Below are 24,416 nucleotides of genomic sequence, written 5' to 3'. Positions count from 1 at the left end.
CAAAGGACCAATTTACATGAGTGCAACGATCATCGACGGCAAAGCCATTGCAGCAACGATGCGCAAGGGCGTTGCAGCGCGTGCTGGAGAGCTGGCCGATAAGGGCTGGCAGCCCAAACTGGTGTCCCTGTCTGTGGGCGATGTCGCCGCCGCCGAACTTTATGTACGCAACCAGCAAAAGTCGGCCCACAGCGCCGGCGTGGATTTCGAGGCGCGCAATTATGACGCCGATACCTCGCTGGAACAGCTGACCGGTATCATCCAAGGTTTGAACGCTGACCCGCGCGTAAACGGGATCATCATCCAGCGCCCCTTGCCGGATCACATCCCGGTCAAGACCCTGCAAAAGCTGGTGCATCCGCTCAAAGACGTCGAAGGTATGCACCCCGCGTCCATCGGCAATATTGTCTACAACGATCTGGCGCTTGGCCCCTGTACGGCCGTGGCCGCAGTCGAGATTCTCAAAACTCTGCCGCTGGATATCGAAGGTCTCAACGTCGCGGTGATCGGTCACTCCGAAATTGTCGGCAAGCCCATTGCATTCCTGCTGATGGGGCTTGGCGCCACAGTCACGGTTTGCCACCACATGACCCGATCAGTTGCGATGCACAGCCGCGCCGCCGATGCGGTATTTGTTGCGGTGGGCAAGCCGGGGTTGGTGACGGGCGAGATGCTCAAGCCCGGATGCGTTGTGATTGACATTGGCATCAACCGGGTCGATGGAAAGACCGTTGGCGACGCCGATTACGAAAGCTGCAAGGATGTCGCGGGCTGGATCACACCGGTGCCGGGCGGGGTTGGCCCTGTGACGGTTGCGACGCTGATGTCCAACGCGGTCCATGCCACAGAAATGCAAATGAACCACTACCGGGACGCCTATGCCCGGACAGATTTTTAAAGGGAGAGCCTGATGACAGCTCAGATCATTGACGGAAAAGCCTTTGCAGCCACCGTGCGCGAGAAAGTCGCGGGGCATGTGCAGCGCCTGAAAGCCGATCACGGCATCACGCCCGGTCTGGCCGTTGTGCTGGTCGGCGAAGACCCGGCCAGCCAGGTCTACGTCCGCTCCAAGGGCAAACAGACCGTCGAGGTTGGTATGAAATCGGTCGAACACAAGCTGGACGCCGGCACCTCCGAAGCGGATCTGCTCAAGCTGATTGATGATCTGAACAACGATCCTGAAATCCACGGCATTCTGGTACAGCTGCCGCTGCCCGGCCATCTGGACGAAGATCTGGTGATCAACTCCATCTCGCCTGCCAAGGACGTGGACGGCTTTCACATCTCCAACGTGGGCCTTTTGGGCACGGGTCAAAAATCCATGGTGCCTTGCACGCCGCTGGGCTGTTTGATGATGCTGCGTGATCATCATGGGTCGATCTCTGGCATGGATGCGGTTGTCATCGGGCGTTCCAACATCGTGGGCAAACCCATGGCGCAGCTTTTGCTGAACGACAGCTGCACCGTGACCATCGCGCATAGTCGCACCAAGGATTTGGCCGACGTGGTGCGCCGTGCCGATATCGTTGTGGCCGCCGTGGGCCGCCCAGAAATGGTGCCGGGTGACTGGATCAAGGAAGGCGCAACCGTGATCGACGTTGGCATCAACCGTCTGGATGCGCCGGAAAAGGGCGAAGGCAAGACCAAGCTGGTCGGCGACGTTCATTTCGAAAGCTGCGCCGCACGTGCTGGCGCGATCACGCCTGTTCCCGGCGGTGTTGGTCCGATGACCATCGCTTGCCTTCTGGCAAATACAGTGACGGCCTGCTGCCGCGCAAATGGCCTGGAAGAGCCTGAAGGGTTGACGGCCTAACCGCCGCTCACCACGGAAAACATGATCCGGCCGGGGATAAAGGTAAACGCCCCGGCCACGATCAGCCCCCAGAAAACGATGCTTTTCATAATCGCCTGATGTTCGGCGATCCGGCCCAGCCGCGCCGCCCGGACCGCACCGATGAGGCCATAAAGCACATAGGCCGACAGCAGGTGAATGGGGCTGAACGGGCCAATCAGGCGAAACCCCCAGATCCCGAAACTGCTTATTGCGGTCACCGCCATGGAGGTCACCCAAACGCGCCCCATCCGTTTGTGCAGTGGCGTGCCGCGGGGCAGGGCAAACATCATAACGGCGATCCCCAAGGCCAGCATTGCGGCAATGGCGTGTATTTGAATGATTGGGTCTGCACGCAGCAGCGGTGCAAGGGTCATGTCGGGCTCCATTGAACATCTGGGGACGGATGTGACAGAAACCGCTCAGGGATTGCGATCCCCTTTGCGCGGCTGACATGAGGGACACGCGAATGACAAGCAAACCGAGTCTTTTGCATCTGGCGCTTCGTGAACGGCGCGGGTTGGTACTGGGCACGGCAGTCTGGATCTTGGTGACAGTGGTCTGCGCCCTCTCCGGGCCATTTGGTACAATCGACCACCTGTCGCTGGCGGGGCGATTTGCCTATTGGTTTGTGGTGGTCGGGGCTTCGGTCTGGGGCAGTTTCTTGCCGGATCTGGCCCATGCGGGTGATCAATGGCGGCGCGCCGCGCTCTGGCTGGCATACGCGCTTGGGCTCAGCGGGTTCGTCGTGATGCTGAACCTCTGGGTGTTCGGCATTGATCCGGCCTGGGGCTTTTTCTTATACCTTCTGGGGCTGATTATCATTGTTGTCCTGTTGGTGATTGGGTTCATCTGGCTGATTCAGCAGGTCCATCCCGCCGCTGCCGATCTTGAAGATGCACCGGACAGCACAGCACGGTTTCTAAAGCGCATTCCATATGCACAGCGCGGCCCGCTGGTCCGGATTGAGGCGCAGGATCACTATCTCAACGTGGTGACCACCAAAGGCGATAGCCTGATCCTAATGCGGTTCAGCGATGCGGCGGCAGAGCTGGAAAAGGCGCATGGGCTTGTGGTGCACCGGTCCCATTGGATTGCACTGGATGCGGTCACCGGTCACCGGCGCAGCAACGGGCGGGATATTCTAGTGATGTCCGACGGCAGCGAAGTGCCCGTAAGCCGCAGCAACCGCCCAGCAGCCAAGGCGGCGGGATTGCTTTAGGAGGTCTGCCCCTAGACCCTAGCCCGCAACCGGCACCATGGTGCCTTGCAAAATCGCGATCAATTTGCGGGTGCCGTCCGTTTCGGCAAACACTTCCGAAGTAACCACGCATAGGCGCTTGCCGGGTTTCACCACTTTGCCCACGGCGATCAGCCGATCCCCAATGGCGGGCGCCAGCAGGTTGATCTTGATCTCGGCCGTGACCACTTCACTGTCGAGCGGAAGGGTGGTCAGGGCCGCATAGCCAGCAGCAGAATCGCCGATTGAAAAGGTCAGCCCTGCGTGGCCAAAGCCCTGTTGCTGCATCGCGCCGGGCAGGATTGGCGCGGTGATCGTGACACTGCCTCGCGAGACATCCTCCAGCGCCGCGCCAAGGGTCGCCATCATGCTTTGCGCGCCAAAGCTGCTGTGTATGCGGGCAATTTCCTCGGGGGTCATGATCGTCCTATCGCGGCATCGGGATTGCAGTGGGGGTTTTGCCTGTCAGGATAGCCTTTGCCTCCGGGCGCATGAGTTCTGCCAAAGGTTCGGCGCGGCTGCGCAACCCGCCAGTATAGGTGCCATATGCGGGCAGGATCAGCCGGTCACTGTCAAACAAGAACGCAGGCCGCGAGATGCTGCGCCCGCGCAGGCTGACGCTGGCCTTGGGATGGTAATGCCCCGAAACCTCACCGCTGGCTCCAGGCAGGGCAATGTGGCGAAAGGTCAGCGGCGCGATGGGCAGTTCAAACAGATGGCTGCCACCCAGGTTCACCGGTCCGGGATCATGGTTGCCCTCAATCCAGACCCAGCGCCGTCCCGCTTGTAGACGCGTGATCCAAAGCCGCTCTTCCTCGGGCAGGGCAAGGGCCGCACCCAGATCATCGAAACTGTCCCCCAGACAGACCACGCTGCGGGCGTTGGTCAACGTCAGATCTGCCGCCAGCCGGGTCAGCGTATCACGGGTGTCATAGGGGGGCAGGGCCGCGCCGCCGCGCCGTGCGATCCGTTCGGATTTGCCCAAATGCAGATCACTGACACAAAGCAGGCTTTGCTCGGCCCACCAAAGCGCACCGGACCCAAGCGCCATCAATTGCGCGCCGGCCAAAGTGAAATCAAATCCGTTCATCCTATTTTCATGTTGGAATTCTGCAGGTTTGGCAAGCGCCGCGGCGGGCGGCCCCCTCATAACGCAACGGCCCGCCGGACCAAAGGTCGGCGGGCCGCGCAACTGCTCGATCTTGTTTTAATGACTTTCGGATGTTTCCGGATCAAAGGTGGTGGTCACGCCTACCGCCTCGCGGCGGCCATCATTGTAGATCGCCTTGATCAATGCGATCCACATCAACACCATCACCAATGAGAACGGCAATGCCCCGATCACCATCGCCGTCTGGATCGCGGTCAAGCCGCCCACCAGCAACAGCGCCGCAACCACAGCCGCCAGTGCCGCACCCCAGAACAGGATATGCGGGCGCGCCTTTGGCCCTTCGTCGCCTGCGGCATTGATGGTGTTCACGATCAAAACCGCCGAGTCTGCCGAGGTCACAAGATAGGTCATCAGCAAGATAACGATGATCACCGCCATGCCCCAGCCCAGCACTTCACCCAGCATCAAGCCGGTCATGGCAAAGATCTTGTCGCCATCACTGGCCCCAAAGATCGCACCGTTCGCCGCGCCGTTCAGCTCCATGTCAATGGCCGTGCCGCCCGCAAAAGAGAACCAGACAAAGCACATGATCGCAGGCACAATCAACGCACCCAGCACAAACTCACGAATGGTGCGCCCCCGCGAAATCCGCGCAAGGAACAGACCAACGAAGGGGGCAAAAGCCACCCACCAAGCCCAATAGAATACGGACCAAGCGCCCTGCCAGCCTTCAAGCTTGTCCGCAACGCCGCCTGTGCCATCGCCGGAATAGACGGTAAACATCATCGACGGCAGGTTAATGATGTATTCCCACATGCCCACGAACAACGCCTGAACGCCAAACCAGGTGGAGCCAAACAGCATCAGGAACCCAAGCAAGAAGATCGACAGACCCATGTTGATATTGGACAGCCATTTGATGCCCTTACCTACGCCGGACAGCGCCGACAGGGTTGATGCGCCCATGATGATCACAATGGCCACAATGATGCCCAGCGAGGACGCTGTGCCTTCGTCATTCATCAGCCACTCGCCAATGCCGATCCGGCTCATCCCGGCAACAAACTGTTCGACACCGAAGCCCAGCGTCTGCGCAACCCCAAGGATGGTCGCAATCACCGCCACAATGTCAATCACAGTGCCCAGCGGACCGGACAGCGCCCTGCCAAACAGCGGTGTCAGCGAGGACCGGATGGTGAGCGGCAAACCGCGGCGATAGGCGAAATAGGCCAATGACAGGCCAGCGATGGCATAGGAGGCCCATGCCGAAAAACCCCAGTGCAGGTAAGACCATTGGTAGGCATTGATGAAATTCTCTGCCGTGCCGCCTTCAACCGCGCCCTGAATAACCTCAGGATTGTTGCGGAAATGGTAAATCGGTTCGGCAACGGCCCAGGTCAACATGCCGACCCCGATGCCTGCGCCAAACATCATCGAGAACCACGAAAAATTGGAAAATTCCGGCACATCGTCCGGCAGACCCAGCTTGAGCCGTCCGGCGGCGGGCCAGAGGGCCAGCGCGATGCAAACCAGAACAAACGAGGCCATCACATAGATGTACCAAAGACCAAAGTTGGCCAGAATAAAACTGTTGAACCCGGACAGGACCGAACCGGCCTGTTCGGGAAAGGCGACAGCCCAAATGACCAGCGCGCCAACGACCAGTTTTGACGTCACGGTGACATCGACGTTGAAGCCTGAATAAAATCCCTTGTCCGCCGTCTTGATCGGCAGATCGGTTAATGGTGGTTGCATCTTGGTTATTCCCCCCTGTGCCGCTCTGCCTGCGCACCACCTGCGACCTACGCAGATATGAACGGCAAAGCTTTTTCCTATGAGGGAAATGTGTAGAGTATGGTTTTTTGCCGTTGAAGTGAGAGAATTGAATGGCTCCCATAACCAATAGCTATCGCCATCTGCTGTGGAGCGTTGCCGACCTTTGTGCATTTGTCGTGGTTTGCCGCAATGGCAGCATCACCCGCGCGGCCAAGGAGCTGGGCGTGTCACAACCCAGTTTGAGCAAGCGCATCAAGAATCTCGAAGAGACTTTGCAAACCGAGTTGTTCTTTCGCCGCTCGACCGGGATCGAACTGACAGGCAGTGGCGCGGCCCTGTTTCAGATGGCGGCAGAGCCGCTCGACACGGTTGCACATCAGTTCGACCAGAGCCGCCGCCGCACGGCGCCCAACCGCGTATTGATCGCTGTGGACTATGCCTTTGCCTCTTTCTGGTTGCTGCCGCGCCTGCCGATGTTGCGTGAACATCTGGGCGAGATTGATCTGCGGGTTCTGGCCTCGCAAGACCCGTTGCAGGAAAGCGATGTGCAGCCGGATATCTCAATCTTTATGGCGGCCAAACCCGATGTCGGCCCCGAGGCGCATTTGCTGTTCCCCGAAGCTGTGTCCGCCATCGCAAGCCCTCGACTTTTGGAAACGATAGGACCTCTGTCCGATGCGAATGACCTATGGGACTATCAATCCAAACTGTTGCATCTGGGCGCGGGAAACACCGCTGCCCCCTGGTTTGATTGGCCTGAATGGCTGTCCCACGCAGGCGGGCGCAGCGGGGTCTTGCAAAAGGGTGCGACGTTCAACACCTATGAAATGATCATCCGCGCGGCGGTGTCGGGGCAGGGGATCGCACTGGGCTGGCACAGCCTGATCGACGATCATATCGCCAACGGAGAGTTGGTCGAAGTGTTGCCGCATGTCGTGACCTCAGGACGGGGCTATTTCGTCAAGATCAATCACCCCGCGCCGCGCAAGGGGTCCATTACGACACGGGTTCAAGACTGGATCGTCAGCGAAAGCGGGGCAAAATGATCGGGCTATGGTACAGGTCAAAACCCCGCCCGCCAGCGAGGCTTGTCCGAGGGCGGCGGTGTGATCTGCGCAAGGCCCGAGGTTTCCATCAAACGGGTCGCCTCTTCGGCCAGCAGGCGCTCCTCGGCCGCGCCTTTGACCGGCACACGGCCCATTTCCAGAAACAGCGGCGCGGACAGCGGGGTCACGCGGGACAACCGTTTGTGGTCAATCCGGCCATCCACACGGGCGATCATCTCTTCAATACGGCCAAAATCGACCAAGCCGCGCAGCGCCTCTTCACGGGTGATCTGCATCATCAGATGATCAGGGTCATAGCGCAGCAAAGTGTCATACAGGATATCTGACGAAAAGGTTGCCTGCCGCCCCGATTTTCGGGCCGAGGGTGTGTTGCGTTCGATCAATCCGGCAATGGTCGCGGAGGCACGAAAGGTGCGTTTCATCACCGCGTTACCGGCCAGCCAGGTCTCAAGCCCGTCCTGCAACGCGCCCAGATCGAACAGCGGCGCAGGGTCATCCACCGCATCCAGCCCCCAAATCAGCGTGGCATAATCCGTGGCAACAAAGCCCATCGGATGCAGTCCCAGTTCCTCCATCCGTTTGGTGAGGAGCAATCCCAACGTCTGCATCCCGTTGCGCCCGGCAAAGCCGTAAATCACCGTCTGCTCCCGTCCGTCATGGGGGAAGCTTTCGATGAGCAAACGCCCCGGCTGCGGCAACTGGCTGACCTCCCGTTGTAGGGTCAACCACTCCGCCGTGTGGCGCGGCAGTTCTGGCCAGCTGTCTTGCGTGAACATCTGCTGGACCCGCGCAGAAAGCTGGGTGGAGGTGGCAAATTTGGTGCCCATGAAGGTAGCGATCTTCGGCTTTTTGGCGGCGTCACGGCTGACCTCGACAGTCATCTCGCGCAGGCCCTCGTATTTGACGATCTGTCCGCCAATCAAAAAGGTATCGCCCGGCGTCAGGGTCGCGGCAAAGCCTTCCTCGACCTCGCCCAGCGGTTTGCCACCGCGATTGCGCCGCATCCGAACCTTGAGCGTATCGGTGTCCTGAATGGTGCCGATGTTCATGCGGATGCGCTGTGCGGCGCGGGGATCTCGCAGTTGCCATTGTCCATCGGGCCGCTGCAACAGCCTTTGCCAACGGTCGTAAGCCTGAAGCGCATAGCCGCCCGTGGCGCAAAATTCGAGGCAGGCGTCAAATTCTGCGCGGGGCAGGGCGGCATAGGCACCCGCGCTGGTCATTTCGGCAAAAAGATCATCGGCGTTAAAGGGGCCGGCGCAGGCCGCAATCAGGATATGTTGGCACAGAACATCCCGTGGGCCGGGGCCGCGCGGATCACCGTCCAGATCACCGGCCAGCACCGCATCCAACGCCGCCACACATTCCACCACCTCAAAGCGGTTTGCGGGCACCAGCAGAGCCTTGGATGGCGCATTGTATCGGTGGTTGGCGCGGCCGATCCGCTGCACCAGACGTTTGACGTTTTTGGGCGCACCGATCTGTATCACCAGATCTACATCGCCCCAGTCGATCCCCAGATCCAGACTGCCGGTGCAGACAATCGCCCGCAAATCGCCGCGCACCATCGCCGCCTCGACACGGGCGCGTTGTTCGCGGTCCAACGATCCGTGGTGGATGCCGATCGGCAAGCTCTCGTCGTTGGCAAGCCATAGATTATGAAAGAAAATTTCCGCCTGCGCACGGGTGTTGTGAAAGATCAAGGTGGTTTGGTGTTTCTTGATTTCCTCCAGCACACCGGGGATGGCATAGGCCGCGCCGCCGCCTGACCATGGCGGCGCTTCATCGGTTCGGAGCATTCGAATATCGGGTGCCGGTCCGGGGTCCGCCTGCAAAATCTCGCAGGGATCCGGATGGCGGGCCATGAAATGCGCAATGGCTTGTGGATCTTCGACGGTGGCTGACAGACCCACCCGTTTCAGATCAGGGCAGATCGTCTGCAACCGCGCCAGGGCCAGCATCATCTGGTCGCCCCGTTTGCTTTCGGCCAGCGCGTGAATTTCGTCAATCACAACCCGCTTCAACCCTTTGAACATGCGCGGCGCATCTTCATAACTGACCAGCAGGGCAAGGCTTTCCGGTGTGGTCAAAAAGATATGCGGCGGGTCGGCCCTTTGCCGTTTGCGGCGTGTCGCGGTGGTGTCGCCGGTGCGCTCATCAATGGTGATCGGCAGGCCCATTTCCGTGACCGGTGTGGTCAGATTGCGTTTGATATCCGCTGCCAGCGCCTTGAGCGGCGAGATGTAAAGCGTATGCATTCCCTGATGATCGCCCTCCGCCAAATCAACCAAGGTTGGCAGAAAGCCAGAGAGAGTTTTCCCGCCCCCGGTGGGTGCAATCAACAACAGCGCGGGTGCATCGGCGCGGTCCAGCATCTGTTGTTGATGCGGGTGGATCGACCAGCCTTTGCTGGCGAACCATTGGTCAAATTTGGGGGGCAGGGCGTTCATGCCGGTTAAGGTAGCACCGCTGGCATGGTGGACCAGCGAGATCGGCGCAAGGCTGTGATTTTCACTTGCGCGGCGTCAGTTGCCCGATCTGGGTTTGCACCATTTGTGGCAATGACAGATCAGCACCTTCCGGCGCGGCGTCGAGCGCACTTTGCACGTCCTTGACCAGAATGCCGATGGTGTTGTCCGCCGCCAGGCCGTCGCGGGCAAATTCGATACTGTCAAAGTCGGAGGCAAACCAGTTTTGCCCTGATGATGTGTGAATGAGATTCAAAAGCTTGCGTTCGTCGAGGCCCGCAGCATCCGCCCAATCCAAGACCAGACGGGTCATCGCGGTGTTGGAAGCGGCCAAAAGGTTGTTCAGCACTTTGGCCTGCATCCCGCTGCCAAAATTCCCCATCCTGTGGAAATGCGCACCCATCGCATCAAACAGCGGTTGCGCGGCATCCAGATCGGCTTTCGCCCCGCCCAACATAAAGCTGAGACGCGCCTCCTGCGCGGCGATCTGTGCGCCGGACATGGGTGCGTCAATCAACGTGATGTGAGGCGGCACCCTGTCCCGCAAGGCCCGCACATAGCGCGGTGACAATGTGGAGCTGATGATGATCGTCTTGAGGCACGGGGCGGAGGTAAAGCACTGATCGTCAAATAGAACAGCATCGGTTTCCGTGATGTCACGCACAACTGTGATCAGAATTTCCGTTTCATCGTAAAGGCTTGCCAGATCATCTGTCACGCCTGCCTGATCCACCGGGCGCACATCAAACCCGTTGGCATCAAACCCAGCAACGCGCAGCGCAGCGAGCATTGGCCCGCCCATGCGCCCGCAACCCGCAACCGTGATCATTTGACGATATGCTCGTCCTTGACGAACATATTGGCCCATGCGCGATCAATCAGGTCGGGGGACATCTGATAGGGGATGCCCTCAAACTCGCAGATCGAAATCATCTGATCGATCAGGAAAATTGGCTGATAGTTGGCATAGACATTGTCGATGGTCGGGTATTTGACCTTCAGCAAATGCACCAAAGTCGCCTCGTCCAGCGGCATACCGCGTTTCTTGGCGACCATGGCAAAAATCTTGAGAAAGTTCTGCTGGTTCGGTCCGTCAATCTTGATCTTGAAAAAGATCCGGCGCAGGGCCGCTTGGTCAAAGATCTCATTCGGGTGGAAGTTGGTGGAGAAGATCACCAGCGTGTCAAAGGGCACCTCGAACTTTTCGCCCGATTGCAGCGCCAGAATGTCCTTGCTTTCTTCCAGCGGAACAATCCAGCGGTTGACGATGCTTTGCGGTGGCTCTTTCTGGCGGCCAAGGTCATCCACGATAAAGATACCGCCGGTCGATTTGAGTTGCAGCGGCGCCTGGTAGGTCCGCGCGGTGGGGTTATAGACCAGATCCAGCATGTCGAGCGACAGTTCACCGCCCGTGATCACCGTGGGCCGTTCACAGCAGACATAGCGCGTGTCGAACCGTGTCACCCGGCGCAGCGAGGTCGGATCTTGCACGTCCGCTTCGGCTTGGGAATGCACGATTGGGTCATAGACCGTGATCACCTGACCTGCATATTCGATGGCATAGGGCACATAAACCTTGTCGCCCAATGCATCCCGTATCCCGTTGGAAATGGAGGATTTACCGTTGCCCGGAGGGCCATACATCAAGATAGAGCGCCCGGCCGAGACCGCAGGCCCAAGGTGGTCAAGCAAGCTGTCGGGCAGGACAAGATGCCCCATCGCGCCGGTCAATTGTTCGCGGGTGATCTGCAGATTGCGCACTGATTGGCGTTTGACCTGTTCACGATAAACATCTAGCGGCACCGGCATCGGGCCGAAATATTCGGATTGGGCCAGAGCATCCAGCGCACGCGCCTTGCCCGCATCGGTCAGCTGATAACCCATCTCATTGCCATTGTTGGCATTCAATGTGCCGGTTGCCTCGATCAGGCGTTGATCGCGCCCCATGTCGATCAGTTCTTGCGTCACCGGTATCGGTAGGCAAACCGCTTTTGCCAGTTCACTGACCATATCGATGCTCTTGCGGAACATCGTTTTCAGCAGGATATCCCGCATCATCGTGGTGGGCAGCAGCATTTCCTCAATCCGCTTGGGCGGAGGAGGGGCCATAACATTGGTGGCTTGCATGTTCATGACATGGTTCCTTGCGTGATCAGACCGGTCTTTCTCACCATGCAGGCTAAGACCTGAATATGGCGTTTATCAGGCACCGTAGATGGCCCCGAGAATGAGATAGATGGCCAAAGCCGGGCCAAGCGCGAGGCCCATGGGGAATTTCTTGTTCTGGGTCCAGCTTTCCCAATGGGGGGCCAGCCGGCGTAAAGGTGTGTACTTGGCGCTGCGATGGGTCACTGCCGCCGCCAGAAGGGTGGTCATAAAGATCATCGTCAACATACCGAGATCACCCAAGGCTACGTAAGGTGCTGCGGCGGCTGCAAATTTTGCGTCGCCCGCCCCCAAGGCACCTGCGGCGTTCAGCACCATGCCAACCACCAGAACGATGCCCAATGCCGCGAGCCGCCAGAGGTAGGCGTCAAAGGGCATCAGGAAAAAACCGAGCACCACAAAAACCAGCGCCAAAACCAGCACGGATGGGTTGGTGATGCGCATTTCGGCCATATCCGTAAATGCCACATAAAGGCAGATCGGCAGAACAAACGGTAAGAACCACCAGGCATGTGCGGCGACGATGGCCATCCGCTTAGCCGTTTTCTAGGGCACGCAAGGACCGCACAGCCGCTTCGAAGTGCTGTGGATGTGTGTCAATCGCTTCGCGTAGCAGGTTCTTGCCAATTTCGACGTCGCCGCGTTTGATCGCCGAAAGAGCCATCGTATGCAGCAGTTGCGCACGTTCTGTCTGGTCCATCGGAATAACGGGCAGGGTGTAATCGCGCTGCGCCGCACGGGCAATCACGAGGTTGTTCTTGGCGGTGAACAGCGTGTCATCCTGACGAATTGCATCCGAGAACAGGCGCTCAGCCTTGGCATATTCGCCGCGGGTCAGCTTGGAATAGCCCCAATTGTTCATGACGGACGCAGGGGTGGTGGTCAGGCCCACAGCAATTTCATAGAAGCTGTCGGCTTTTTTCCATTCTTTCTGGCTGTCTGCCACCAAGGCCTCAAGCCGGTACCGCTTGAAGGTTTCATGGGTGGGCGGCACGTCGTCCAGCACCTTTTCCGCTTTGGTCCAGTTGCCGGCGCGGATCAAGGCATCGGCCAGGTTCACGCCGTCTTCGGATGTGGCCCCTTCCATCTTGGTGACTTTCTCCCATGCGATCACACCTTCGGTGATGCGCTTGGCCCGGACCAAGGATGAGGCAAGCCCGCGCTGGTGGTCAATGCGGGTGGGGTCTTCTTTGATGGAGCGGGCAAAGTAATTTACGGCCTCATTCGGGTCCGCAACTGTCAGCATCACATCGGAAAGGTTGCTTTCATCGACAACGTTCACGTCCTTAAAGGCCCGTTCAACGGTGGCGTTCGCGTCTTTTTCACCGCAGCCTGCAACAGCGGTAACGCCTGCAAGGCAGGCGGCCAAAACGATAGGGTGGCGCATTTTGTGCGTCCTTTTACTGCTCAATTCAGACGTTTGGCGTCATCACAGCGAAGAACTGATCAAGTAGTCCCCTCCGCCCCGACGCACCAACTTATAATTATTGTCGTCAAGCTCAGATATACCAGAATTTTCGGATTTTGCGAGTGCTAAGCGCAGATTGTCACGGATTGCGTCACTTTCGCCATTGTCGAGCGCATAGGCCTTGCGAAAGATCTGTTCCGCCTCGGTGGTTTTGCCCCGTTCCATCAACACAACGCCGAGATTGTTCCATGCCTCAGGCAATGCATCGGAGCGTTTGACCGCCCGTCGCAGCAGGGTTTCGGCCTGTCCCAAACGCCCCAATCCAAGGTTCGCCGTGCCCAGACCAGAAAGGATTTCACTATCAACCCCCTGTTCCAATGCGGCGCGGTTGAATGATTTGATCGCCAGTTCGTATTGTCCGGCGGCAATCAAGCGGTGGCCAACTTCGATGCCGTCCACAGCATCGGCGCGTTTGTCCACGCCGGGGGCAAAGGGGCTGTCGCCCTGCGCAGAAAAGCCGCCCGTTGAACAGGCGGCCAATCCGAATGAAGCTGTAAGAAGCAGGGCGTGGAGAGATCCGCGCCGAAATGCTTTTGTCATTATTGCCCAGGTCCGCTGATCTTGCCCAATTCAGTGATGCCATGGACCGAAGGACCAACCAGAATGATCAGCAACGGCGGCACCGTCAGCATCATTGTGGCAAGGGTCATCTTTGTTGGCAACTTGTTTGCGGCCTCTTCGGCGCGCATCACCCGTTTATCTCGCATCTCGCCAGCATAAACCCGCAGGGCGTCTGCGATGGACGTACCGAACGCGGCAGATTGAACCAGAACCGTTACGAAAGACGACACGTCCTGCACACCGCAGCGTTCGCCCATGTCGTTCAGCACGGTGATCTTGTCTTTACCGGCCTTCATCTCATAGGCCACCACTTCAAACTCTTCGGACAAGGCCTGATAGGATGCCCGCAATTCCTTGGCCACACGAACGATACATTGATCCAGCGATTGACCAGCCTCAACACAGACAAGCATCATATCAAGCGCATCTGGAAAACCACGGGTGATTTCCTCTTTGCGGGCCTCGACCCGGCGGGTGACCCAGTATTTCGGCAGGTAATACCCGATCGCACCGGGGCCGATGGTCCACATCATGGTCTTTTGCGTGCTCAGCCCTTCGCCGCCACCCAGAAAGTTTGTGTAAACCACGCCGCCAAGCAGGCCGATGAGACCAAGCGCCATCTGTGCAAAATAGAACATCCGCACCGCATCACGCGACTGGTAGCCAGCCTGACGCAGCATCAATTGTTTGGCGCTCAGTTCGGCCACATCTTCAGGCTCAAGAAACTTGGCAAACTTCTGCAATTGCTCATTGCCCTCGGACTGACGCAGGCGTTTGCCCTTGTCCTGTCCTGAGGGGCTTGCCGAGGTCCGCTTGAGCTTGTTCAGTGGATCTTCGGGTTGCCGCAAGATCATGACCACCATGGTCACGATCATCAGGAACCCGATCACACCGGCGCCAATCACAAGGCCAAGTCCGCCCAGTTGCGCATCTAATTCTTGAAGAAATTCCATCTCAAGGGTCCTTAAACTTTAATGTCGGTCAGCACGCGCATCACGAACAGATTGACCGAAAGGAAAATGCCAACGAGGAAACATGCGGGAATAAACATCGCGTGGTCCTTCACATCGTCATAATAATGCGGGTCGCTTACGTTGATGACGATCAGTGCCACAATCGGGAAGGCAGACAGGAATTTGCCAGACCATTTGGCCTCCGCCGTGATCGCCTTGACCCGGCGGAACAGACGGAAACGGGCGCGGATCACTTTGGCCAGACCGGCCAGGATCTCGGCGAGGTTACCACCCGACTGCTGCTGGATGGTCACGGCGACGGCAAGGAACCGCAAATCCTGCATGTCCAGACGTTCTGCCATGTCTTTGAGCGCCTCGCCCACGTCACGGCCATAGGCGCTTTCGTCTGCGATCACGCCAAATTCAGAGGCCAAGGGATCTTGGATTTCTTTGGATACGATGGAGATTGCGTTGGAGAACGGATGGCCCACCCGCAAGGATCGCACCATAAGTTCGATGGCGTCAGGCAGCTGTTCCTCGATCATCCCCATGCGTTTGCCAGCCTTGGACGACACCCAGAAGTAGATTGCACCGATGCCAATGCCGACAGAGATCAGCGCACGCACAGGCGGTTCTGTTTCGGTGCCGACCGTCAGGCCGAGAAATGCGAGCACGGCAACGCCGCCCATCAGCATGATCAGCTGCTTGGGGGTAAAGGCGATCGCGGCCTTTTGCGCCTTTTCCGACAACAATGAATACAGCGGAATGGTCTTGCTATCCATGTGCTGCTGCATTTCCTTGCGCAGCTGGTCCAGCACCTCTTCACGGCGCGACCCTTTCTCCAGCATCTCAAGGCGGCGGTTCACGCGGCTGTTGAGACTGATGGATTTACCAAAAGCCACCAGATAAATGCCTTCGACCAGCACCAGCACGCCGATGAAGATCAGGCCATAGATAATTGGTTCGGCACTCATGACATCAATCCTTACTGAGCTGCGACAGGTTCGTAGATGGAAGACGGCAGATCATAACCCCACATGCGGAAGCGTTCAGCAAAGTGGCTGCGCACGCCGGTGGCCGTGAAATGGCCGATAATCTTGTTGTCCGGTGTCAGGCCAACCCGCTGATAGCGGAAGATTTCCTGCATCGAGATCACGTCCCCTTCCATCCCGGTAATTTCGGTGATGGAGGTCATGCGGCGCGAGCCATCTTGCAGGCGCGAGGCCTGCACGATCAGGTTCACAGCCGAGGAAATTTGGCTCCGCACCGCTTTGAGCGGCATTTCGATACCGGCCATCGCGATCATATTTTCCAAACGGGACACGCCATCACGGGCAGAGTTGGCGTGGATCGTGGTCATGGAACCGTCGTGGCCGGTGTTCATGGCCTGCAACATGTCGATAACCTCTTCGCCGCGGGTCTCGCCCACGATGATCCGGTCCGGACGCATACGCAGGGCGTTTTTCAGACAATCGCGCGGGGACACTTCACCTTTGCCTTCAACGTTCGGCGGGCGGCTTTCCATCCGGCCAACGTGGGTCTGCTGAAGCTGAAGTTCCGCGGTATCCTCAATCGTCAGGATACGTTCGGCGTTGTCGATAAAGGATGACAAGGCGTTCAAGGTTGTTGTCTTACCGGAACCTGTACCGCCAGAGACGATCACATTGAGGCGCGTGGCAACAGCAGCCTGCAAATAAGCAGCCATCTCTTCGGTAAAGGCACCAAAGTTCACCAGGTCATCAATGCCCAGTTTGTCCTTTTTAAACTTACGAATGGAAACAAGACTGCCATCAACAGCAACCGGTGGCACCATTGCGTTGAAACGCGATCCGTCTTTCAAACGGGCATCCACATATGGGTTGCTCTCGTCCACACGGCGGCCCACGGCGGAAACGATCTTGTCGATAATCCGCAGCAGGTGACGTTCGTCTTTGAATGTAACGTCGGTCAGTTCCAGTTTGCCGGCGCGTTCTACAAAAATCTGTTGCGGGCCGTTCACCAGAATATCGTTGACCGTTTCATCCTTGAGCAGGGTCTCAAGCGGGCCAAGGCCCGTGACCTCATCAAAGAGCTCCGAATTGAGCGTCATTCGGTCCTCGCGGTTCAGAACGATGCTTTTCTCAGCGAGAATCTCGGAGGAAATCGCGTTGATTTCCTGGCGAAGCTCTTGCTCGGTCGCGTGTTCAAGAGCGGCGAGATTGAGGTTGTCCAGCAATGATCGGTGCAGCTCCAGCTTGATGTCACTCATCCGTTGCTTGCGCTTAACGTCCCGATCAACAGGGGCCGCAGCGGCGGGCTGGGCCGCTTTGCGCGTCACTGTCGCGATTGGAGCTGGCGCCTTTGCGGCGTCCTTGATCGGTGTGACGTTGGCCGGAGCCTTTGCCTTTTCCGGTGCGGAGGCCGCGGATGGTTTTTTATACTTCGAAAACATCGGAGTGCCTTTCGGTCAGGGTTCAGGCGGCTTGGGCCTGATCGCCCTTGAGGTCATGAATGGAATTCGCCAGCTTTGCGATTTCGCGGCGCAGCGGGCTTTTGGGTGCGGAATTGGCCAGTGGCAAACCGTGGTCATTGGCTTGGGTCACCGGCTTGCCGCCATCAGGCATTTGCAAATCAATGGAAATATCCAGCGATTCTGCCATCCGTTTGACCCGGCTCTTGGCGTTCAGATCCGTAAACTTGGGCGCGCGGTTCAGAACATAGCGCAACTTTTCCACGGGCAGCTCTTCGGATTGAAGGGCCCGTTTAAAGCGCAGTGCGTTCTGTGCGCAGCGCATATCCAGTTCGATCATCGTAAAGTACACATGGGCGTTGGACAGCACAGTTTCCGACCATTGCACCAGCGTCGAAGGCATATCGACCACAACATAGTCAAACTGGTTGCGGGCCATGTCCAGAATACGACCCACGTCTTCGGAAGTGATCAGATCCAGCGGCAGCATCTCAGCCGGGGCTGTCAGAACTTGAAGCCGATCCTCGAATGTAACCAGGGATTGGCCAAAGATCTCCTCGTCCATGTTCTCGGTATCGGACAGCATCTCGTAAACGGCCTCACGGCGCGGCAGATCCAGGAAAGTCGCAACCGAGCCATACTGTAGATCGAGATCCAGCAGACAGACCGATGGTGGATTTTTCTTGTCGACGTTGGCCAGCTCCCATGCGAGGTTCACCGCCATCGTGGTAGATCCGGTGCCGCCAGCCAAACCGTGGACAACCAACAAGGCGCCGTCCTTTTTTGTACCGGCCTTAAGTTGCGGTGCAGCGGGTTCGGGCTCTGCCTCGACGGTTTCACCTGCGCGAACCCGTGATATGGCCTGGATCAACTCCCCTTCGGGAAGCGGGTAGGGGACAAACTCATCCGCGCCTTGACGCAAAAGCGAATGTAAGGCGGCAGGGGTCACATCCTCAGCGATCAGGATCACCTTGATGTCCCGCGCTTTGGCTTGCGTAATAATCTCTGTCATCAGAACGAGGTTCTCCTCATCTGATTCGTCCAAGGCCAACGCGATGAACTCCATCGCTTCGGCCTCCGGTTGGCTAAAGAAGGCAAGGGCCTCGGCAAATCCGAGATCCCCCCAGCTTTCACCAAGCGCATCTTCCATATCCTCGATCAACAGATCGAAGTTCTGCACGTCGCGGCTGACGGTGCAGGCGACGATAGCTGCTGTTTCGGGTTGCGGCATACTGCTGCTCATAGCCATATTCCTTTACTCGCAAGGGCTGGGCAAAGGGTTAAGCTGCGCCAATTAGGCTTGCCTGTCTTTGCACTGACCCATGTCTGGCATTTTGCGCAGACACATTTGTTCTCACACAGTGGTATCGCAGCCAAGTTGGGCGAGATTGGGGCCAAAAAACCTCCATTGTTGGGTATGTTGAAACGATCACCCGTCAAAGTGGTGATTGATCAAAAGCAAAAAGCCGGCGAAAGCGCCGGCTCTTATTGTTGAAATCAATCCAACTATCTGATTTTTATCGCTATTCTGCGACATTCCCAAGCGCGGTTCCGGTCAATTCAGTCGGAGGCACGGCGCTGGCGATGTAATCGCGGTAAATGATCTGTGCATACTTTCCATCCAGCACGGTTGGGTGCCGTTTCACAAAGCCGCTGACCTCGGTCACGGTGCGCCGGTTCTTGCGTTCGCGGCCCTGTGTGACGATCAATGGCTGTGTCTCGCCAAAGGAGGCAACCGCTTCGAGTCTGCGGCGGCTGATGCCTTGCGCTGTCAAATAAGCCACGGCCGCATTTGCACGGCGCAGGCCCAAGCTACGGTTGTAGCGGTTGGACCCGACCGCATCGGTATGTCCATAGACACGGAAGCGGATCTCAGGGAACTGCCGGATCCAGCTGGCCTGCTGGCGCAGGATGGCCTGTGCCTGTGCGTCCAATTTCGATGAATTGAATGCAAAATTCACCGTCGAATCGACTTCGGCGGCAAAACGGTTGGCCAAATCGATGGTATATTGCCGTTCACCCGTCATCACCAAGCGGTTGTTGAGGTTCGCGTCACCAAAAGAACCCGTGTCGGCAAGGGCACCTGCCTCACGGTAGAACTGCGTGTAAACCGGATCGGAGCTAGGCGCACAGCCCAGCAAGGCCGCGGCACTTACGGCCAGACCTGTTATCTTGAGTCGTTTGGTCATCACGCTTTTCATCGGTTCAATCCAATACATAGCCGTATGAGCCGCCAAAATCCTGCTTGGCAACTTCGCCTGCGGCACCTTTCTTGGGTGCGCGGGTGCCATCAGCAGTACGGCCATAAAGGAACAGGTCTTTCTCGGTTGGCGGTCTGATCCGGTCTGTCGGCAGGGCCAAAGCTTCGCCGCGTGTCGGCGTGACCAGATGAGCGGTAACAATAATCACCAGTTCCGTTTGATTCCGCTGGTAGTCCGCAGATCGGAAGAGGGCGCCCAGAACCGGAACATCACCCAGCCACGGCAATTGCGTTGCATTGTCCGTGAAATCATCTTTCAGCAGACCGGCGATAGCAAAGCTTTCACCATCGCGCAGTTCAACAGTGGTGGAGGTCTCGCGCCGGGTAAATGCGGCGATCTCGATGCCGTTGCCCAATTGCAAGCTGGTTGTTGGGTCAATTGCCGAAACCGCAGCCTTAAGCTCAAGGTTCACGAGGTCTTTGTCGACCACGCGCGGGATGAAGGACAATTCTACACCGAAGGGTTTGAATTCAACGGAAATCCGGTTCTCAGACTGGGCTACCGGGACAGGATATTCGCCGCCAGCAAGGAATTTTGCCTCCTGACCGGAGAGCGCAACAAGGTTTGGCTCGGCCAAGAAGCGAACAACGCCCTTTTGCTCAAGCGCCTCAAGCAGAATGCCAACCTGTGTGGAACCGGCATTAAACCCGAACAGCACTGCACCAGCGTTCTGATTGAGGTTGGGGATATTGCCGCCCAATGAGGTGGCGACGCTGCTGGAAGTATTGGTTGTTCCGGTGCCGCCATTGAGGCCCGTGCCACCAATCGCCCCGTTCAATGACAAGGATGCGCCCAGCGATTTGGACACGTTGCGCTGCATCTCGGCAAAGCGCACTTTCAGCATGACCTGCTGAATGCCGCCCACGCTCATGAGATTTGAGACACGTTCCGGCGCATAGCGTTCCGCAAGATCAAGGGCACGTTGCAAACGCTGGGTCGAAGAGACCACGCCTGACAGGACAATCCCGTCATTGGCGGTGCGCACTTCGATCTTTTCACCCGGAAGGATCTGCCGAAGACGTTCTTTGAACTCCGAAACCTCTGCCGCGACGCGGACATCAACGTTTGTGATCAACTGCCCGCTTGCATCAAGCAGGGTCAACGTTGTCAGACCAGGTGATTTGCCCAGAACGTAAATTGTACGGTCAGACAGCGAAGAAATATCCGCAATGTTCGGGTTGGCGATGCTCAGCTCCGCAAAGGGGATGTCACTTTCGACAACCACCGCGCGGTTCATGGGAACGTTGAGCTTGGTGTTCACGCCCTTTTTGACAACACGCAAAGTATCCGCCATCGCCGGAGAGGGCGCGGACAAAGCCAATGGCATTGCGCCAATCGTCAGCCCAACGAGGGCTGCTCTTAGAAATCTATCGATTTTCATGTGACCTGCCTTTTTGATCACGCCTCAATGATGGGTCTTTTCGCCCGTCGTTGGCGTTACTGTGCGTCAGATTATGTTTCATTGCAAGAATCATTGACTGGATAGCGTTGCCCCATGTGGGCAATTGGCAACATAGTTCAAATGCAAACAACGCCGCACAGGGATGCGGCGCTGTTCAGGATATGGGGTAAACTTGCGGATTTGGTTCAGTTTGTGCAGGGGATCGGCAGTTCGACCACCTCTGCGCCGCGGCGTGTGCGGATGGTGCAAACCTTTTCCTTTTCCACTTCGACCGCAGCTTCCTGCGCTTCAAAACCCAGCAAGGATCGCTGATCGACATTGATCGCCTCGGCGATTGTGTCGTCTTCAGCACCCACAAGCGACAGGCTCAGCTTGCCGGTTGATTGAGCCTGGGCCAAGGCTGCCACCTGTTGTGGGCTGATGGCGACCGTCACAGTGCGGGCAATGGTTGCCTCGTTCACTTCGCCACCGGCGCTTTGGTCAATCGCAATCAGCTTCACGCCTGCTTCGATCAGCTTGGTGATCTCGCCTTTGGAGTCGTTGCGACCAAAATCGGCGCGACCGGTCCAGTAAACATCCACGCGATCGCCGGGGCGCAAAAAACCGGAAACACCGCTGGAAACGTCTACTTTGATCGTAAAGGCGCGTTTGCCGCGCTCAAGACGGGAGGTCAGACCGGTGTCTTCACCCGGTTCGGTGACTTTCACAGCCATGATCGCTTCGTCTTTTTCGATGGCACGCAGAACCACGCGCAATTCGTCTGTATTTTCAGGGAACAAAACGGTTTCTTCGACAAACGCGCCTTCCGGGATGGCATTTTCGGGCCAATCAACGGCGCGCACATCCTCTTTGGTCAGTCGTTGACCATATTTCAGGGCATCCTGGGCCACATAGACTGTGACTGTCGGAACAACTTTGGCCAAGGCTTCCTGAGCGCGCGCGTTCGCTACTTGATATTGCGCGATCCGATCCTTGGCGAGATATACAGCCCCACCGGCAAGCGCGATGCCCACCAAAAGGACCAGTCCAAATACCATCCGCATTTCATTCACCTCATGTTTGTCGCAGCCAGGTTGATCCCGGTGCAATCGTCTCTGCTCTGATCTTTAGCGCATGAATGTGGCGATACTTTGGTCTGTCCAAGGTGCGAAAAGGACTATTACTTTGCTTGATCAGGGGTCATGCGCCCGATCTGAATGTTCAAAAGGGCCGCCAAAGCAGCCCTGATAGGTCTTTTATCAGAAGTTGCCAGCGTCTCTGCTGGACATGTAGTCTCCGGTGCCTTCGCCCAGGTTGTCCGAACTGCCCTGAATGGAAAGCATCGCAGCTCCCGCAAGGGCAACAACCGCGGCAGTGAGTACCACCCAGTCAACTGTGACGGCACCGTCATCAGATTTGAAAAATTTCTTGATCGCATTAACCATAGCTTCACCTGTGGATCGCTGGGAGCGGCTTCTGCCTGCTTATTCAAAAAATGGGGCCGCGTCCTGTCATGCAGAACGCGACCCCCTTGATTTGTCTAGGTCGTCGTGTCCAACTTAAGGAGTGTTAGGGTTACGACCGTCCAGGTATGTAGATGTGTTACCGGTCAGTGTGGTTGCACCGGTGGAGATGGATGTGTAGGCGGCAACGGCCAGGCCAACAACGGCGGCGGTCAGCACAACCCAGTCAACAGTCACAGCACCGTTTTCGTCTTTGCGGAAGTTTTTGATAAAGTTCATCATGGTATGTCCCTCCAAGGATCATCTGGTTTAAAGTTGTAACCCTGCCGTCCGTCTGTGGCGCCGTTTCTCTCAGTTGGCTGCCTGTCCGACTTGGTATGACGCTATATAGCCGGGTGAATGGGGCATGAATTTGGCGGCAAATGTGACTTTTTCATTTACTGGTTAAGAAATTTGAGGAAATTCTTTAACCGACTGTTTCTGATGGATAAATTAACCCAAAAAATTTGAAAGTTGAGTTTGGGAGCCGCAAAGCAGCGGCAAATGGGGCAAAATCGCCACGTTCTTCGCCACGATTGGCTGGTTTGAAAGGGCATTTCATGGGATATTTCCGCCCAATCGAGCCCATAAGCACAAAAAAGCAGGCAGGCATGTACCGATTTTTTGGATATTCGCTCCTTTTGGCGAGTCTGGCAGCCCCCGTGGCCTATGCAGACGGGCCGAAACCCTTCCCCCAGTTCGAATCCAAACGGATCAAAGCCCCCAAGGCTGGTAAAACCGGGCGCATCACCGTTCAGATCGAAGATACGCCCGCTGCGGTCGTCACACCCGAGGCCGTGGCAACCCCATCTGGCGCCATCGCGGCCAAGGCACCAGGCCGCTATGACTGGTTCTGGGACAAGATATCGCCTGATGCGGCCAGATCCGGCCCCGGACGTTTGCAGCCCGCGTTGGATACATTGGCCGGGGGTAAGGTGCCCGCGCCACGGTTGCAGCAGATGCAAGACATTGCCAGGATCAACGGAATCGACATCCTGCGGGCCACGATCGGGACACAGGTGTCTCCGGCATTGGTTTTGGCGGTGATCACTGTCGAATCCGCGGGCAAGGCAGACGCGATCAGCGGGGCGGGGGCCGAGGGCCTGATGCAGCTCATGCCGGATACAGCCGCGCGGTTCGGGGTCTCTAACAGCTTTGATGCCGATCAGAACATTCAAGGTGGCGTGAAATACCTCGATTGGCTGATGGGAGAGTTTGAACACGACCCGATATTGGTTCTGGCCGGATATAATGCCGGTGAAGGATCAGTGCGCAAACATGCCGGCGTGCCGCCCTTTGCCGAGACCCGTGACTATGTACCCAAAGTGCTGGCTGCCTTTCAGGTGGCGCGGGGCCTATGCAAAAGCCCGCCGGAGCTGATCAGCGATGGCTGTGTGTTCGCGGCGATGAAGTAAACGCATCAACGACAGGGCGCGTTTGCATCTGCGGATGTTCTTGAGTTTTTCTTGCCAAATGAAGAGGGGCCGCGGCCGAGCCCCACAAAAAAAGCACCGCCCGAGGCAGGCGGTGCTTTCCATTCCAGGAATGAATAACACGCTTAGACGATTGTCGCCTGTGTGGCGGCGCGCAACTCGTCTTCGGTGACGCCATCGGCGGTTTCAACAATACGCAACCCGCCTTCAACCACATCCAGCACACCCAGATTGGTGATGATCCGGTCTACGACCTTTTGACCGGTCAGCGGCAGGGTGCATTCTTTCAGCACCTTGCTGTCGCCGTGCTTGTTGGTGTGATCCATCACAACCACCACACGGCCCACACCGGCAACCAGATCCATCGCGCCGCCCATGCCTTTGACCAGCTTGCCGGGAATCATCCAGTTTGCCAGATCGCCGTTCTCGGCCACTTCCATTGCGCCGAGAATCGCCATGGCGATCTTGCCACCGCGGATCATGCCAAAAGACTGTGCGCTGTCGAAATAGGCGGTCTGAGGCAGTTCGGTGATGGTTTGCTTGCCCGCGTTGATCAGATCTGCGTCGATCTCATCTTCGGTCGGGAAAGGGCCCATGCCCAGCATTCCGTTCTCCGATTGCAGCGTCACTTCGATCCCTTCGGGGATATAGTTGGACACCAATGTCGGAATGCCGATCCCAAGGTTCACATACCAGCCATCTTGCAGCTCTTGTGCGGCGCGTGCCGCCATTTGATCACGATCCCACAT

Annotated in this window: 25 protein-coding genes; 5 read left to right on the top strand and 20 right to left on the bottom strand. The window is 57.5% G+C overall.

Annotated elements, in window-relative coordinates; translation table 11 throughout:
• The first annotated feature begins 16 nt into the window (after positions 1-16).
• Entirely contained in the window at positions 17-898 is an 882-nt protein-coding gene (locus tag K3754_RS14010; RefSeq protein WP_203210508.1) for a bifunctional 5,10-methylenetetrahydrofolate dehydrogenase/5,10-methenyltetrahydrofolate cyclohydrolase, read from the top strand.
• A gap of 12 nt (positions 899-910) precedes the next feature.
• On the top strand, positions 911-1,813 hold the full coding sequence (gene folD / locus K3754_RS14005) for a bifunctional methylenetetrahydrofolate dehydrogenase/methenyltetrahydrofolate cyclohydrolase FolD (RefSeq protein WP_203210509.1): 903 nt from the start codon (positions 911-913) through the stop codon (positions 1,811-1,813).
• On the opposite strand, the gene K3754_RS14000 is transcribed toward folD, so the two are convergent.
• Positions 1,810-2,208 carry a DUF2306 domain-containing protein gene (locus K3754_RS14000; protein ID WP_259938102.1) on the bottom strand — a complete coding sequence of 133 codons (399 nt, stop codon included), beginning with the start codon at positions 2,206-2,208 and terminating at the stop codon, positions 1,810-1,812. The genes folD and K3754_RS14000 overlap by 4 nt on opposite strands.
• Before the next feature lie 92 nt (positions 2,209-2,300).
• On the opposite strand from K3754_RS14000, the gene K3754_RS13995 reads away from it, so the two are divergent.
• Complete coding sequence (locus K3754_RS13995; protein ID WP_259938101.1) at positions 2,301-3,053, top strand: LytTR family DNA-binding domain-containing protein; 753 nt, start codon at positions 2,301-2,303, stop codon at positions 3,051-3,053.
• 18 nt (positions 3,054-3,071) lie between these two features.
• Here K3754_RS13995 and K3754_RS13990 read toward each other — a convergent pair whose 3' ends face one another.
• The 3 genes from K3754_RS13990 to K3754_RS13980 all read right to left on the bottom strand — a co-directional run bounded on the left by K3754_RS13990 (position 3,072) and on the right by K3754_RS13980 (position 5,937).
• A complete protein-coding gene (locus K3754_RS13990) occupies positions 3,072-3,491 on the bottom strand; it encodes a PaaI family thioesterase (protein ID WP_259938092.1) in 420 nt (139 codons plus the stop codon).
• 7 nt (positions 3,492-3,498) lie between these two features.
• Positions 3,499-4,161: a ligase-associated DNA damage response endonuclease PdeM gene (gene pdeM, locus K3754_RS13985; RefSeq protein WP_203210512.1), complete on the bottom strand. Its 663-nt coding sequence runs from the start codon at positions 4,159-4,161 to the stop codon at positions 3,499-3,501.
• Positions 4,162-4,278: 117 nt separating this feature from the next.
• The gene (locus K3754_RS13980) at positions 4,279-5,937 is read right to left on the bottom strand and encodes a BCCT family transporter (protein ID WP_259938089.1); all 1,659 of its coding nucleotides are present in this window, start codon (positions 5,935-5,937) and stop codon (positions 4,279-4,281) included.
• Between the two features lie 131 nt (positions 5,938-6,068).
• Between K3754_RS13980 and K3754_RS13975 the strand changes: the two genes are divergently transcribed.
• The gene (locus K3754_RS13975; protein ID WP_259938087.1) at positions 6,069-7,004 is read left to right on the top strand and encodes a LysR family transcriptional regulator; all 936 of its coding nucleotides are present in this window, start codon (positions 6,069-6,071) and stop codon (positions 7,002-7,004) included.
• Between the two features lie 17 nt (positions 7,005-7,021).
• Here the strand turns inward: K3754_RS13975 and K3754_RS13970 are convergent, their stop codons facing one another.
• The 15 genes from K3754_RS13970 to K3754_RS13900 all read right to left on the bottom strand — a co-directional run bounded on the left by K3754_RS13970 (position 7,022) and on the right by K3754_RS13900 (position 22,477).
• Positions 7,022-9,475, bottom strand: a complete 2,454-nt coding sequence (locus K3754_RS13970) for a ligase-associated DNA damage response DEXH box helicase (RefSeq protein ID WP_259938085.1) — start codon at positions 9,473-9,475, stop codon at positions 7,022-7,024.
• 61 nt (positions 9,476-9,536) lie between these two features.
• Positions 9,537-10,322, bottom strand: a complete 786-nt coding sequence (locus K3754_RS13965; RefSeq protein WP_259938083.1) for an NAD(P)-dependent oxidoreductase — start codon at positions 10,320-10,322, stop codon at positions 9,537-9,539.
• Positions 10,319-11,626: an ATPase gene (locus K3754_RS13960; protein WP_259938081.1), complete on the bottom strand. Its 1,308-nt coding sequence runs from the start codon at positions 11,624-11,626 to the stop codon at positions 10,319-10,321. Before K3754_RS13960 ends, K3754_RS13965 begins: the two co-directional genes overlap by 4 nt.
• Positions 11,627-11,695: 69 nt before the next feature.
• Positions 11,696-12,190, bottom strand: a complete 495-nt coding sequence (locus K3754_RS13955) for a prepilin peptidase (protein ID WP_259938079.1) — start codon at positions 12,188-12,190, stop codon at positions 11,696-11,698.
• 4 nt (positions 12,191-12,194) lie between these two features.
• The gene (locus K3754_RS13950; RefSeq protein ID WP_203210519.1) at positions 12,195-13,046 is read right to left on the bottom strand and encodes a lipopolysaccharide assembly protein LapB; all 852 of its coding nucleotides are present in this window, start codon (positions 13,044-13,046) and stop codon (positions 12,195-12,197) included.
• A 42-nt stretch (positions 13,047-13,088) separates the two neighbouring features.
• Complete coding sequence (locus K3754_RS13945) at positions 13,089-13,667, bottom strand: tetratricopeptide repeat protein (RefSeq protein WP_259938078.1); 579 nt, start codon at positions 13,665-13,667, stop codon at positions 13,089-13,091.
• A complete protein-coding gene (locus K3754_RS13940) occupies positions 13,667-14,641 on the bottom strand; it encodes a type II secretion system F family protein (RefSeq protein ID WP_259938077.1) in 975 nt (324 codons plus the stop codon). The genes K3754_RS13945 and K3754_RS13940 overlap by 1 nt, the downstream gene beginning before the upstream one ends.
• A gap of 11 nt (positions 14,642-14,652) precedes the next feature.
• Entirely contained in the window at positions 14,653-15,615 is a 963-nt protein-coding gene (locus K3754_RS13935) for a type II secretion system F family protein (RefSeq protein ID WP_259938076.1), read from the bottom strand.
• An 11-nt stretch (positions 15,616-15,626) separates the two neighbouring features.
• A complete protein-coding gene (locus K3754_RS13930; RefSeq protein ID WP_259938075.1) occupies positions 15,627-17,072 on the bottom strand; it encodes a CpaF family protein in 1,446 nt (481 codons plus the stop codon).
• A gap of 22 nt (positions 17,073-17,094) precedes the next feature.
• Positions 17,095-18,333, bottom strand: a complete 1,239-nt coding sequence (locus tag K3754_RS13925; protein ID WP_203210524.1) for an AAA family ATPase — start codon at positions 18,331-18,333, stop codon at positions 17,095-17,097.
• A gap of 280 nt (positions 18,334-18,613) precedes the next feature.
• Positions 18,614-19,309 carry an OmpA family protein gene (locus tag K3754_RS13920; RefSeq protein WP_259938074.1) on the bottom strand — a complete coding sequence of 232 codons (696 nt, stop codon included), beginning with the start codon at positions 19,307-19,309 and terminating at the stop codon, positions 18,614-18,616.
• A complete protein-coding gene (locus K3754_RS13915; protein WP_259938073.1) occupies positions 19,296-20,732 on the bottom strand; it encodes a type II and III secretion system protein family protein in 1,437 nt (478 codons plus the stop codon). The genes K3754_RS13920 and K3754_RS13915 overlap by 14 nt, the downstream gene beginning before the upstream one ends.
• Before the next feature lie 206 nt (positions 20,733-20,938).
• Positions 20,939-21,796, bottom strand: coding sequence for a Flp pilus assembly protein CpaB (gene cpaB, locus K3754_RS13910; protein ID WP_259938066.1), 858 nt, complete (start codon positions 21,794-21,796; stop codon positions 20,939-20,941).
• A gap of 195 nt (positions 21,797-21,991) precedes the next feature.
• Positions 21,992-22,177 (bottom strand): hypothetical protein, encoded by a 186-nt coding sequence (locus K3754_RS13905; RefSeq protein WP_203210528.1) that lies wholly within the window; start codon positions 22,175-22,177, stop codon positions 21,992-21,994.
• 114 nt (positions 22,178-22,291) lie between these two features.
• Entirely contained in the window at positions 22,292-22,477 is a 186-nt protein-coding gene (locus K3754_RS13900; RefSeq protein ID WP_203210529.1) for a hypothetical protein, read from the bottom strand.
• A 368-nt stretch (positions 22,478-22,845) separates the two neighbouring features.
• On the opposite strand from K3754_RS13900, the gene K3754_RS13895 reads away from it, so the two are divergent.
• The gene (locus K3754_RS13895) at positions 22,846-23,649 is read left to right on the top strand and encodes a lytic transglycosylase domain-containing protein (protein ID WP_259938065.1); all 804 of its coding nucleotides are present in this window, start codon (positions 22,846-22,848) and stop codon (positions 23,647-23,649) included.
• A 143-nt stretch (positions 23,650-23,792) separates the two neighbouring features.
• Here the strand turns inward: K3754_RS13895 and K3754_RS13890 are convergent, their stop codons facing one another.
• Positions 23,793-24,416, bottom strand: coding sequence for a 3-oxoacid CoA-transferase subunit B (locus K3754_RS13890; RefSeq protein ID WP_203210531.1), 624 nt, complete (start codon positions 24,414-24,416; stop codon positions 23,793-23,795).

The sequence above is a fragment of the Sulfitobacter sp. M368 genome (assembly GCF_025141875.1).
GTDB lineage: Bacteria > Pseudomonadota > Alphaproteobacteria > Rhodobacterales > Rhodobacteraceae > Sulfitobacter > Sulfitobacter mediterraneus_A.
Note: the sequence above shows the minus strand (reverse complement) of the source record. Positions and strands in the feature narration are given on the sequence as shown.

Coding starts and splice junctions, on each gene's coding strand:
- K3754_RS14010 (WP_203210508.1), top strand. CDS start 17: ATGAGTGCAACGATCATCGACGGCAAAGCCATTGCAGCAACGATGCGC.
- folD (WP_203210509.1), top strand. CDS start 911: ATGACAGCTCAGATCATTGACGGAAAAGCCTTTGCAGCCACCGTGCGC.
- K3754_RS14000 (WP_259938102.1), bottom strand. CDS start 2,208: ATGACCCTTGCACCGCTGCTGCGTGCAGACCCAATCATTCAAATACAC.
- K3754_RS13995 (WP_259938101.1), top strand. CDS start 2,301: ATGACAAGCAAACCGAGTCTTTTGCATCTGGCGCTTCGTGAACGGCGC.
- K3754_RS13990 (WP_259938092.1), bottom strand. CDS start 3,491: ATGACCCCCGAGGAAATTGCCCGCATACACAGCAGCTTTGGCGCGCAA.
- pdeM (WP_203210512.1), bottom strand. CDS start 4,161: ATGAACGGATTTGATTTCACTTTGGCCGGCGCGCAATTGATGGCGCTT.
- K3754_RS13980 (WP_259938089.1), bottom strand. CDS start 5,937: ATGCAACCACCATTAACCGATCTGCCGATCAAGACGGCGGACAAGGGA.
- K3754_RS13975 (WP_259938087.1), top strand. CDS start 6,069: ATGGCTCCCATAACCAATAGCTATCGCCATCTGCTGTGGAGCGTTGCC.
- K3754_RS13970 (WP_259938085.1), bottom strand. CDS start 9,475: ATGAACGCCCTGCCCCCCAAATTTGACCAATGGTTCGCCAGCAAAGGC.
- K3754_RS13965 (WP_259938083.1), bottom strand. CDS start 10,322: ATGATCACGGTTGCGGGTTGCGGGCGCATGGGCGGGCCAATGCTCGCT.
- K3754_RS13960 (WP_259938081.1), bottom strand. CDS start 11,626: ATGAACATGCAAGCCACCAATGTTATGGCCCCTCCTCCGCCCAAGCGG.
- K3754_RS13955 (WP_259938079.1), bottom strand. CDS start 12,190: ATGGCCATCGTCGCCGCACATGCCTGGTGGTTCTTACCGTTTGTTCTG.
- K3754_RS13950 (WP_203210519.1), bottom strand. CDS start 13,046: ATGCGCCACCCTATCGTTTTGGCCGCCTGCCTTGCAGGCGTTACCGCT.
- K3754_RS13945 (WP_259938078.1), bottom strand. CDS start 13,667: ATGACAAAAGCATTTCGGCGCGGATCTCTCCACGCCCTGCTTCTTACA.
- K3754_RS13940 (WP_259938077.1), bottom strand. CDS start 14,641: ATGGAATTTCTTCAAGAATTAGATGCGCAACTGGGCGGACTTGGCCTT.
- K3754_RS13935 (WP_259938076.1), bottom strand. CDS start 15,615: ATGAGTGCCGAACCAATTATCTATGGCCTGATCTTCATCGGCGTGCTG.
- K3754_RS13930 (WP_259938075.1), bottom strand. CDS start 17,072: ATGTTTTCGAAGTATAAAAAACCATCCGCGGCCTCCGCACCGGAAAAG.
- K3754_RS13925 (WP_203210524.1), bottom strand. CDS start 18,333: ATGAGCAGCAGTATGCCGCAACCCGAAACAGCAGCTATCGTCGCCTGC.
- K3754_RS13920 (WP_259938074.1), bottom strand. CDS start 19,309: ATGTATTGGATTGAACCGATGAAAAGCGTGATGACCAAACGACTCAAG.
- K3754_RS13915 (WP_259938073.1), bottom strand. CDS start 20,732: ATGAAAATCGATAGATTTCTAAGAGCAGCCCTCGTTGGGCTGACGATT.
- cpaB (WP_259938066.1), bottom strand. CDS start 21,796: ATGCGGATGGTATTTGGACTGGTCCTTTTGGTGGGCATCGCGCTTGCC.
- K3754_RS13905 (WP_203210528.1), bottom strand. CDS start 22,177: ATGGTTAATGCGATCAAGAAATTTTTCAAATCTGATGACGGTGCCGTC.
- K3754_RS13900 (WP_203210529.1), bottom strand. CDS start 22,477: ATGATGAACTTTATCAAAAACTTCCGCAAAGACGAAAACGGTGCTGTG.
- K3754_RS13895 (WP_259938065.1), top strand. CDS start 22,846: ATGTACCGATTTTTTGGATATTCGCTCCTTTTGGCGAGTCTGGCAGCC.
- K3754_RS13890 (WP_203210531.1), bottom strand. CDS start 24,416: ATGTGGGATCGTGATCAAATGGCGGCACGCGCCGCACAAGAGCTGCAA.